We start from the raw sequence: 9,972 nt of genomic DNA on the forward strand, positions 1-9,972 counted from the left end.
CCTGCGCCGCACCATCCCGGTCCCACCCCGCGCAAAGGAGCCCGTCATGTCTGCCGTGACCGAAACCCCGCCCCTCGAGCCGCCCCGTACGGCGGCCTCCCTCTCCCGTACCGTCCTGTGGCTGATCCTCGGCCTGGTCCTGCTCGCCGACGCGCTCGACATGATCGACGCGACCGTCACCAACATCGCGGCGCCGACGATCGTCAACGACATCGGCGGCGGCGAATCCCTGATCAAGTGGCTCGGCTCCGCCTACGCCCTGGCCATGGGCGTGCTGCTCGTGGTCGGCGGCCGGCTCGGCGACAAGTACGGCCAGCGCCGGCTCTTCCTGATCGGCATGGCCGGCTTCACCGCGGCCTCCGCCGTCGCCGGCCTCTCGCCCGACCCCGCGGTGCTCGTCGTGGCCCGTGCGGTGCAGGGCGCGTTCGGCGCGCTGATGATTCCGCAGGGCATGGCGATCCTGACCAGGACCTTCCCGCGCGACATGCTGCGCAAGGCCTTCCAGCTCTTCGGCCCGCTGCTCGGCCTCGCCTCCGTGGGCGGCCCGGTCCTGGCCGGGTTCGTGATCGACGCCGACTTCGGCGGTCTGTCCTGGCGCCCGGTGTTCCTGATCAACCTGGTGCTCGGCGTCGTCGGCCTCTTCGCCGCCACACGTCTGCTGCCGAAGGACGACGGCGACCACAGCACGTCCGTCGACGGACGGGGCGCGGGTCTGCTCGCCGTCACCATGTTCGGCTTGATGTTCGGTCTGATCGAGGGTTCCACGTACGGCTGGAGCGCGCTGTCGCTCGGCTCGCTCGCCGTCGGCGCGGTCTTCCTCGTGCTGTTCGCCCACCGTCAGCGCACCGCCGCCAACCCGCTGATCAAGCCCACGCTCCTCAAGAACAAGGGCTTCACCTCGGGCCTCTTCGTCGGCCTGCTCTACTTCGCGGTGACCAGCGGCCTCACGTACGTGATCTCGCTCTTCATGCAGCAGGCCCTGCACGCGGATCCGGGCGCCACGGCGCTCGGGCTGCTGCCCCTGACGCTCGGCATCATCGTCGCGGCCTTCGCGGGCATGGCCCTGGCCTCGAAGCTAGGCCGCACCCTGGTCCTCATCGGCATGCTCCTGACGATGGCGGGCGCGGGCTGGCTGCTCGCTCTCGTCCTGGCCTCCGGCCTGTCCGTCGGCCTGTGGGCCCTGGCGCCCGCGGTGTTCCTGACCGGCCTCGGCATGGGCGCCTGCTTCGGCACGATCTTCGACATCGCCCTCGGCGACATCGACCCCGACGAGGCCGGCAGCGCGTCCGGCTCGCTCACGGCGATCCAGCAGCTCGCCAACGGCATCGGCTCCGCCACCGTCACCACGGTCTACTTCCACTTCCTCGGCGACGGCTCGGCCCACGCCATGACGGTCAGCCTGATCGTGGTCCTCGCGATCACGGCGGCCTGCCTGCCGGCCCTGCGTCTGCTGCCGCGCCGCGCTGCGGAGGGGGTGGGGCACTGAGGGTGCTCGGTACGACAAGGGCCTGACCGATCCGCTTGGTCAGGCCCTTTCCGTATGGCCGTCACGCCCTTTCCGTACGCCGGTCAGGGCCCTTCCCCCCATGGCCGTCACGCCCTATCCGTACGCCTTTCGCTCCCGAGTACGTCGACGCAGGACTGCCACGCGGCGGGGCTCAGGGCGGGGCGCATTGTGGTGAAGAGCTTCAGGAGGCCCTCCCCGTGACGGCGCCGGAACTCCTCGTCGAGGGCGGCGAGGTCCAGTTCGTTGGCCGCGGTGAGCTCCGCGAAGTCCCGCTGCTCCTGGGGCGCGGGAGCGCGGGTCCCACCCGTGAACCGGTCCCGGTAGGCGCCGAGTTCGCGATATGTGACCTTCCGGTCGCACGCCGCGTAGAAGTACACGAGTCCCTCGGCCTCGCCGCCGATCGCGGACGCCAGTTCCCGGCGCCGCTCCAGGGGCAGCAACGCCGAGGCGAACCCGTCGGTCCCGTAGAACGCATGGCACAGACCGGCCAGTTGGAGCGCGGGCCGCGCACCCCACTCGGCGAGCTGCTGCCGTACGCGCAGCAGGTGCGCGAGCAGCGTTCCGCCGGGGTGGTCCAGGGTCTCGGCGCCGCACTGGCGCAGGAGGCGCAGCGCGGCCCGGGGTTCGGGATCCTCCGTACCGGGACGCCCGGCGTCGGTGCTTCGGTGATCGGGGCTCATGCGAGTCGGCATACCCGGCATCCTCAACTCGACGCATCGGGCCGCGATTCACCGCATGGGGACATGGCGAGCACACGAGCAATTCGCGTCATCCATGCGCGTAGGTCCGCCAGAACAGGTGTGAGAACCATGGACAGGGGCAACTGGATCCGGCAGCAGAACACGAGCGGCAGTTGCCCACGAGCGGAGGGGAAGGACATGCCCACCCACACGGTTTCAGCACCCGTGCGAGAGAGCGCGCCCCAGGAGCTGGCCGATCTACCTGTCGTGGACCCGGCGTCCGTGGCACCGAAGGACGCACGCGAACTCTCCAAGGCGTTCTTCGACAGGCTGCACAGCCTCGAAGAGGGCACCCGGGAGCACCAGTACGTACGCAACGTGCTGATAGAGATGAACCTCTCCCTGGTCCAGTACGCCGCCTCGCGCTTCAAGCACCGCGGACCGCAGGAGATGGAGGACATCGTCCAGGTCGGCACGATCGGCCTGATCAAGGCCATCGACCGCTTCGACCTGGCCCGCGAGGTGGAGTTCACCTCCTTCGCGGTGCCGTACATCACCGGCGAGATCAAGCGCTTCTTCCGCGACACGACCTGGGCGGTGCACGTGCCGCGCCGGCTGCAGGAGGCGCGGATCGAGCTGTCGAAGGCCACCGAGGAGCTGCAGACCCGTCTGGGCCGCACCCCTTCCGTGCAGGAGCTGGCCGAGCTGATGCAGCTGGAGCCGGCCGAGGTGGCGCAGGTGCAGATGGCGGCCAACGGGTACAACGCGTCTTCGCTCGACGCCTCGTTGACCGGTCAGAACGACGAGGCCGAGTCCCCGCTCTCCGCCTTCATCGGTGCCGAGGAGGACGCCTATGAACGCATCGAGGACTTCCACACGCTGGCCCCGCTGATCGTCGGGCTCGACGAGCGCGATCGCACGATCATCCACCTCCGCTTCGTCGAGGAGCGCACCCAGCAGGAGATCGGCGAGGCCCTCGGCTGCTCCCAGATGCATGTGTCCCGTCTGCTCAACCGCATCATGAAGCGCCTCCGCAAGGAACTGCTCGCCACTTGAACCGTCCGGCCGAGGGGCTGCGGGGCCGCGGAGGCGTGGGCCCGGGCCGCTCGGGAACCGCGGTGGAGGAGAGAGGAACTGCCATGAACGACGGGTCCATCAAGGCGGTGGGGTGGGCGCGGTCGTTCCCCCTCAACAGCGGGGTGAAGGCGGCACGCGACTGGACCCGCGAGCGCCTGGACGACCTCGGCTGGTCGCGTACCGCCCCGGAAACGGCCGACGACGTACTGCTGGCCGTGTCCGAGCTCGTCACCAACGCGCACGTGCACGCGCACAGCGCCGCCCAACTCGTGCTGACCTGGGACGCGGAGTGTCTGCATGTGACCGTGCACGACGCGTCCCCGCTCCCGCCCGAGACGCGCGAGCCGGGCGCCGAAGCGCTCGGCGGCCGGGGTCTGCTCCTGGTCGACGCGCTCGCCGACACCTGGTCCACGTACCCGTGCCCCAAGGGCAAGGAGGTCACGGCCTGCTTCTCGCCGTCCGTGTCTGGCGGGTGAGGGGGTGAGGGGGTGAGCGGGCGAGGGGGTGAGCGGGCGAAGGGTGAGCGGGTGAGCGGGTGAGGGGTGACGGGTGAGCGGGCGACCTGTGGCAGGCCCGAGCGTCCGTCGCGCGCCCTTGCGAGCGCTCCAACTCACGGGTGAACCGGAGCATTTGGGAGCGGCGTCCGCGCTGGTCGTGCGGCGGCGGAGGGGGAGTGCACCCGAAGGAGGGCGGATGCAGGTCCCCTCGGACGCGTACGTTGGAAGCCATCATTCTCGTACGAGAAAGGGCGGTGGAGCCGCCGTCGCGGCGCCCGGACCATGGTCTCCTTCCCGGAACCGACGTACGCCGGTGACCTGCCGCAGGCGCACCGCCCGACCGCACGCCGTCCGCCGATCCCCGCCGACCGCCGTGACCACGACGAGGCCCCTGACGGAATGGCATGGCGGGCCGACCTCCCCTCGGGTGCGCAGGCCCGCCACCTGGTGCGGACGGTGATGCTCGAGCACGCCGCCTCCTCGGGGATGGCAGAGGTGCCGCAGGAGCGCCTGACCGACGCCCAACTGGTGTGCTCGGAGCTGCTGTCCAACGCGCGCCGGCACGGCGGCGGACTCACCTCGGTGCGGATCTGGGCCGAGGACGGCCACGTCGTGATCGCCGTGGGCGACGAGAGCCGCACGCTCCCGCTCTCCCCGGACCGGACCGCGGCCGAGCCGGGCGGCTTCGGCTGGGCGCTGGTCCGGCGCGTCACCACCCGCACCGCCATCCACCTGCGAGCCGACGGCCAGGGCAAGACCATCACCGCACACGTACCGATTTCGGCTTCAAGGCGGACGCCCGGCCCGGGATAGCGCGAAAGCGGGCCGGCCGCACCGAAGTGCGCCCGGCCCGCCGTCAAGAGGAAGCCGCCCCGAGGGCCCCGTGGATCAGACCGACCGGGTTCCTGCGAAGCCGTGGTTGATGAAGCCCTTGCCGTCGCGGTTCCAGTTGAGCCGCACCGTGCCGTCGACGTAGGCGCTCTTGCTGCCGACCTTCTTCTTCCAGACGCGCGTCTTGGCGCCGACGTTGCCCGAGCCGTTCAGGCGGGCGAAGTCGTCCATGAGGTCGTAGTCCTTCTTCAGGAACACGGTGTCGGGGCCGCCGTCGACATGGTTGATGTTGAAGCGGAACTCGGCGCCGTCGAGCTTGTCGCGGAAGTCGGTGCCGGCGTACTCCGGGGCGAAGTCGAAGTTCATCGTGGAGTAGCCGTAGACGTACGAGCCGGACCTGCGGATGCAGTTCTTGATCTTGACGTCGAAGTTGTCGGGAAGGGGGCCGCCGTACGACCAGTCGTCGATGCTCTTGTCGCTGGTCTTGCACGTGTACGTGGCTGCGGACGCCGAACCCGTCGTCATGGCGGAGACACCTATGACACTGGCGCCGACGACTGCCAGCGACAGCGCCTTTTTGGTCAGGTCGAACCTCATGTGATGAGTCATCCCTCGTTGGTAGTCACTCTGCCGGGGCGACCACCCACCGTTCCCCCGGGGAGCAGGGCCTGACCGCGCAGCAGAGATCGCCGATCCTAAGTGGCCCGCACGCCCCGACGACCCCTGCTCTTGCCCCCGGCTCCACCTCCCCGCAACCTCATCACCAATCCCCTACAACGATCTCCCGGCCCGCAATGCGTGCAGGCCCTCATCGACGGCCCCGGCGTCACGTGCCGGTGAGCTTGTCGAGGTCGGGGGCGTAGACGGTCATCCAGTGCGGGTTCAGGCGGTAGTAGACGACCTCGCGGTTCCAGTCGAAGGAGTCGTCGCCGTAGAAGTCCTTCAAGTAGGCGAGGAGTTCCTGCCAGTCGGCCGTGGTCTCGGCGTTCTCGGGGTTCATCTCCTCCACCGTGCCGTGCGTGAACACGCCGAGGTCCTCGCCGCGCATGTGCGCGACGCTGGCGGCCGGACGGGCCGCGAGGTGACGGGCCTTGGCGGCGTTGCGCGCCGTGCCGAAGTGCCACCGGCCGTGCAGGAAGTGCCCGTCGGCGCCGCTGATCCGCGGTTCGCCCTTCGCGGTCACCGTGGAGAGGGCGAGCGTGCACATGCCGGTGAGGACCCCGGTGAGCTGCGCCGCCGCGATGGTGCGGCCCTCGACGATCGAGCGGAGGTGTGCGGTCGAGCCGGAGAGGGAGGAGTCGAGGAGGGACTGGAGCTTGTCGAGTTCTTCTGGGGTTTCGCGCATACGACCATCGTCGGCCGTAAACCCGACACCCTCTGTCGTCATTGACGAAGCAGCGGTGAGGTTGCTCCACGCGGAACAGGTTCACCACCCCCGGACATGAAAAAGCCCCAGGTCACGGCGAGTGAGTCCTGGGGCTGATCCGAGCCGCCTTCGGGATTCGAACCCGAGACCTACGCATTACGAGTGCGTTGCTCTGGCCATCTGAGCTAAGGCGGCGCCGCGGGTGATGCGTGGAAGAACCTCTCCCCGCGGGAAGAGGTTCGCATCAGCAGCGACGCCAAGTCTACAGGGTTAATCCGAGTGCCCTCGACCAGCGTCGGACGGGTGCCGGACGGGCGGCGCCGGAAGAGTCGTGGCGGACGGGCGGCGTCGGGAAAGTCGTGGCGGACGGCGTGAAACATTTCCCGGGCCCGCCGCATCACATAGGTAGGGGTACAGAGCGGCGGACGGGGAGGGCATGCGGCGGTCGGGGGAGTCGGAGCAGGCGTATCTGGAGTTCGCGGGGGCGAGATCGCGCCAGCTGTATCGGTCGGCCTGTCTGCTGACCGGCGGGGACACGCATCTCGCCGAGGATCTCGTGCAGGAGACCCTCGGGCGGATGTACCTGGTCTGGGGGCGGGTCGCACGGATCGGGAATCCGGCGGGCTACGCCCAGACCGTTCTCGTACGCAGCTATCTCGCGCATGCCCGCCGGCGCAGCAGCGGCGAGCAGCCGGCGGCCGTGCTGCCGGACGGTCCGGGGCGGCAGGAGGCGGATGCGGTGCTGCGGCTGACGCTGCTCGGCGCGCTGCAGCAGCTGTCCGCCAAGGACCGGGCCGTGGTGGTCCTGCGCTACTGGGAGGACCGGTCCATCGAGGAGACCGCCGATGTGATGCATGTCAGCTCGGCGGCGGTGCGCACCCGTTCCACACGGGCGCTCGCACGGCTGCGGGAGCTGCTCGGCGACGGCATCGGGGAGTACGCCGGGCGGTGAACGAGTGGGCCGCCATATGGGGTCACGGCGGGCGGTGAGCGAGTGGGCCGCGCGATGGAGATCACCGCGGAGTGGGCCGCGCGAGGAAGATCACCGCGCGCGGTGAGCAGTGGGTCGGCCGGTGCGAGGGGTCGGTCGGTGAGGGGTCAGCGGGAATGTCACGCCACGCGGCTGCGCGGCGGCGCCGTATCGAGGTGAGGGGATTTGGTCACGTATGTCGTACGAGGATGAGTTCGGCGAGGCGCTGCGGCGTACCGGCGAGGAGTTCAGCACGGATCCGCGGGCGCTGGTCGAGGCCGGGCACGCACGCGGCCGGCGCCTGGTGCGCAGGCGGCGTGCCACCGTGTTCGGCGGGGCCGCGGCGATCGCGGCCATCGCGGTCACGAGTGCCGTGGTCCTGCCGGGGCTCGGCGGGCAGGGCATGGAGTCCGCGGCCCCGGCGGGGAGCACGGAGAGTGCCGGCACCTCGAAGGGCGCGGAGGGCACCGCGGCCGACGGAGGCGAGAAGGTCAAGGAGGGCAAGGGCGGCACGAAGACCTCCGGTGGCCATGTCAGCGCCAAGGAGTTGATCGCCACGCTCACGTCGCTGCTGCCCGAGGGGGAGGTCAGCGCCGGGTACGGGCACGGGACCGACGACGAGCGGGCGAACCCGAATGCCGGGGTCACCTTCGACGACGGAGACGGGGCGGCCGCGATCCGGATCGCGTTCACGCGGCTCGGCGAGGACGAGCGGCAGGTGGCCGAGGACATGACCACCTGCCCGGACAAGGCGCTGGTCGCGTACGACACATGCGAGGTCGACAAGCTGTCGGACGGTTCGCGGCTGATGGTCTTCCAGGGGTACGACGTGCACGGGAGCCAGAAGGGCGGCACGAAGTACTGGCAGGCCGTCCTGGCCACCCCCGAGGGCCATGTCATCGACGCGGGTGAGTACAACTCCTCCACCGAAAAGGGCGCGGCCGTCACCCGCCCCCAACCACCGCTGACCACGGCCCAGTTGAAGGCGCTCGTCACCTCCGACAAGTGGGACCCGGTCTTCGGCGCCCCGGAGAAGCGGCAGCCGAAGAACTCCGGCAGTGACGACCCGGCCAAGAGCGACCCCGGCAACGTCGATCCCGGCAAGGGCGACTCGGGCAAGGGTGACGCGGGCAAGGGCGACTCCGAGGGGAACGAGGCGCCTGCCTCACCCGAGCAGCAGGCGATCCGCTCCACGCTGATCGGGCTCCTTCCGCAGGGTGTGAAGGTCACCGGGCAGGGCGGCGACGGCTCGTACGCCTATGTGGTGGTGGACGACGGCAAGGGCGCGAGCATGGTGCAGATCAATGTGCAGCCGAACATGGACGACGTCCGTGGCGAGCTGTTCAACGGGGCCGAGGAGCTGCCCGACGGCACCGTCTTCAGCTGGCGCGAGAGCGGTGGCGACAAGGGGGTCGACGGTGCGGTGATGTGGACCGCGGACACGTTGCGTCCGGACGGACTGCGCGTCATCGTCAGCGCCTTCAACTCCGGTACGCAGCACGACGCCCCGTCCCGTGAGACTCCGGCCCTGAGCAAGGAGCAGCTCAAGTCCCTTGCCGCCAGCGCCAAGTGGGCCGAGATCGCAGGCCAGTGACCACTTGGCGTCCGGGTAACAGGACACCGGGCGATCACTTGGCGTCCGCGTAACAGGACACCACCGCCGTACTGAACGGAAACCGCACCGGCGTCTCGCCGAACGCGATCCGGTTGGCCTCTTCCGCGGCCGACCGGATCGCCTCGACGACCGCCGGTGCCTCCGCTTGCGGACAGTGCACGATCACCTCGTCGTGCTGGAAGAAGACCAGCTCGGCGGCGAGACCGTCCGCGTGCATCGACCGGCGAAGGGCCGCCATCACCAGGAGCGTCCAGTCGGCCGCGCTGCCCTGGACCACGAAGTTGCGCGTGAAGCGGCCGCGGGCACGGGAGTTGGTCGAGGCATAGCCCGGCACCCAGCCCTCGTCCTCTCCGGACGCAGAGGCCGCCGGCTCGGGGGCGTCCTGCGGGATGCCCGCCTCCTCGTCCTCCCCGGCTCCGGCCGCCGGCGGGCAGGTCCGCCCCAGCCACGTCCGTACGAGACGGCCCTCCTCGCCCGCGCGGGCCGCGTCGTCCACGTAGGCGACCGCACGCGGGAAGCGCCGGCGCAGCAGGGCCAGGTTCTTGAGGCCGTCGCCCGAGGTCTGCCCGTAGACCGCGCCGAGCACCGCCAGCTTCGCCATCTCCCGGTCACCGGAGAAGGCCTTGTCCGACACGGCCTGGTAGAGATCGCCCGGCCGCCCCGCCACCTCCATCAGGCCCGGATCGCGGGAGATCGCGGCCAGCACCCGCGGCTCCATCTGGTCGGCGTCCGCGACGACCAGCTTCCAGCCGGGGTCCGCGACGACCGCGCGCCGGATGACCTTGGGGATCTGCAGGGCGCCGCCGCCGTTGGTCACCCAGCGCCCGGTCACCGTGCCGCCCGGCAGGTACTCGGGACGGAAACGGCCCTCGCGCACCCAGTCCTGCAGCCAGGACCAGCCGTGCGCGACCCAGATCCGGTACAGCTTCTTGTACTCGATCAGCGGCTTCACGGCGGGGTGGTCGATCGACTCGATCTCCCAGCGGCGGGTCGACTTCACGCGCACACCGGCCTGCGCGAAGGCCTTCACCACATCGGCGGGCAGGTCGGGGCGTACGCGTCTGCCGAAGGCCGCCGAGACCTCGTCCGCCAGTTCGGCGAGCCGGCGCGGCTCGCCGCCGCCCGCATAGCGCTCGCCGAGCAGCTCGGTGAGGACCCCGCGGTGGACGTCGGCGCTCCAGGGCAGGCCCGAGCGGTTCATCTCGCAGGCGATCAGCATCCCGGCCGACTCGGCCGCGGTGAGCAGCCGCATCCGCCCCGGATGCCCGGCCGCGTCATGGCGCTTCAACTGCTCCGCGTACACCTCGAGGAGCTCTTCCAGCGCTACGGGTACGGGGCGGGGCTCGAAGAGCGAGGACTGGGATCCGGGCTCGGCCGCGCGCTGGGGCGGGTCCGGCGGCACGGGTCCGCCGCGCAGGCGGGCGAGGGC

Annotated in this window: 10 protein-coding genes and 1 tRNA gene; 6 read left to right on the plus strand and 5 right to left on the minus strand. The window is 70.5% G+C overall.

Going from position 1 to position 9,972, the window contains the following annotated elements:
* The first annotated feature begins 46 nt into the window (after positions 1-46).
* Positions 47-1,486 carry an MFS transporter gene (locus tag ABT367_RS01685; RefSeq protein ID WP_352248423.1) on the plus strand — a complete coding sequence of 480 codons (1,440 nt, stop codon included), beginning with the start codon at positions 47-49 and terminating at the stop codon, positions 1,484-1,486.
* 107 nt (positions 1,487-1,593) lie between these two features.
* Here ABT367_RS01685 and ABT367_RS01690 read toward each other — a convergent pair whose 3' ends face one another.
* On the minus strand, positions 1,594-2,187 hold the full coding sequence (locus ABT367_RS01690) for a DUF6817 domain-containing protein (protein ID WP_434975375.1): 594 nt from the start codon (positions 2,185-2,187) through the stop codon (positions 1,594-1,596).
* 198 nt (positions 2,188-2,385) lie between these two features.
* Here ABT367_RS01690 and ABT367_RS01695 point away from each other — a divergent pair, with 198 nt between their 5' ends.
* The 3 genes from ABT367_RS01695 to ABT367_RS01705 all read left to right on the plus strand — a co-directional run bounded on the left by ABT367_RS01695 (position 2,386) and on the right by ABT367_RS01705 (position 4,574).
* Complete coding sequence (locus ABT367_RS01695; RefSeq protein WP_434975376.1) at positions 2,386-3,243, plus strand: SigB/SigF/SigG family RNA polymerase sigma factor; 858 nt, start codon at positions 2,386-2,388, stop codon at positions 3,241-3,243.
* An 83-nt stretch (positions 3,244-3,326) separates the two neighbouring features.
* Positions 3,327-3,740: an ATP-binding protein gene (locus ABT367_RS01700; RefSeq protein ID WP_352248428.1), complete on the plus strand. Its 414-nt coding sequence runs from the start codon at positions 3,327-3,329 to the stop codon at positions 3,738-3,740.
* Between the two features lie 303 nt (positions 3,741-4,043).
* Positions 4,044-4,574, plus strand: a complete 531-nt coding sequence (locus tag ABT367_RS01705; protein ID WP_352248430.1) for an ATP-binding protein — start codon at positions 4,044-4,046, stop codon at positions 4,572-4,574.
* 75 nt (positions 4,575-4,649) lie between these two features.
* On the opposite strand, the gene ABT367_RS01710 is transcribed toward ABT367_RS01705, so the two are convergent.
* The 3 genes from ABT367_RS01710 to ABT367_RS01720 all read right to left on the minus strand — a co-directional run bounded on the left by ABT367_RS01710 (position 4,650) and on the right by ABT367_RS01720 (position 6,153).
* Positions 4,650-5,189 (minus strand): hypothetical protein, encoded by a 540-nt coding sequence (locus ABT367_RS01710; RefSeq protein ID WP_352248432.1) that lies wholly within the window; start codon positions 5,187-5,189, stop codon positions 4,650-4,652.
* A 229-nt stretch (positions 5,190-5,418) separates the two neighbouring features.
* Positions 5,419-5,937, minus strand: a complete 519-nt coding sequence (locus ABT367_RS01715; RefSeq protein ID WP_352248434.1) for a pyridoxamine 5'-phosphate oxidase family protein — start codon at positions 5,935-5,937, stop codon at positions 5,419-5,421.
* Positions 5,938-6,079: 142 nt separating this feature from the next.
* Positions 6,080-6,153, minus strand: a tRNA-Thr gene (locus ABT367_RS01720).
* Between the two features lie 241 nt (positions 6,154-6,394).
* Here ABT367_RS01720 and ABT367_RS01725 point away from each other — a divergent pair.
* Positions 6,395-6,910 (plus strand): SigE family RNA polymerase sigma factor, encoded by a 516-nt coding sequence (locus ABT367_RS01725; RefSeq protein ID WP_352248436.1) that lies wholly within the window; start codon positions 6,395-6,397, stop codon positions 6,908-6,910.
* 214 nt (positions 6,911-7,124) lie between these two features.
* A complete protein-coding gene (locus ABT367_RS01730) occupies positions 7,125-8,522 on the plus strand; it encodes a hypothetical protein (protein WP_352248438.1) in 1,398 nt (465 codons plus the stop codon).
* 34 nt (positions 8,523-8,556) lie between these two features.
* On the opposite strand, the gene ABT367_RS01735 is transcribed toward ABT367_RS01730, so the two are convergent.
* A partial coding sequence (locus ABT367_RS01735; protein WP_352248440.1) for a bifunctional 3'-5' exonuclease/DNA polymerase occupies positions 8,557-9,972 on the minus strand: 1,416 nt, incomplete at its 5' end.

Source organism: Streptomyces mesophilus (assembly GCF_040300965.1).
Classification (GTDB): Bacteria; Actinomycetota; Actinomycetes; order Streptomycetales; family Streptomycetaceae; genus Streptomyces; species Streptomyces mesophilus_A.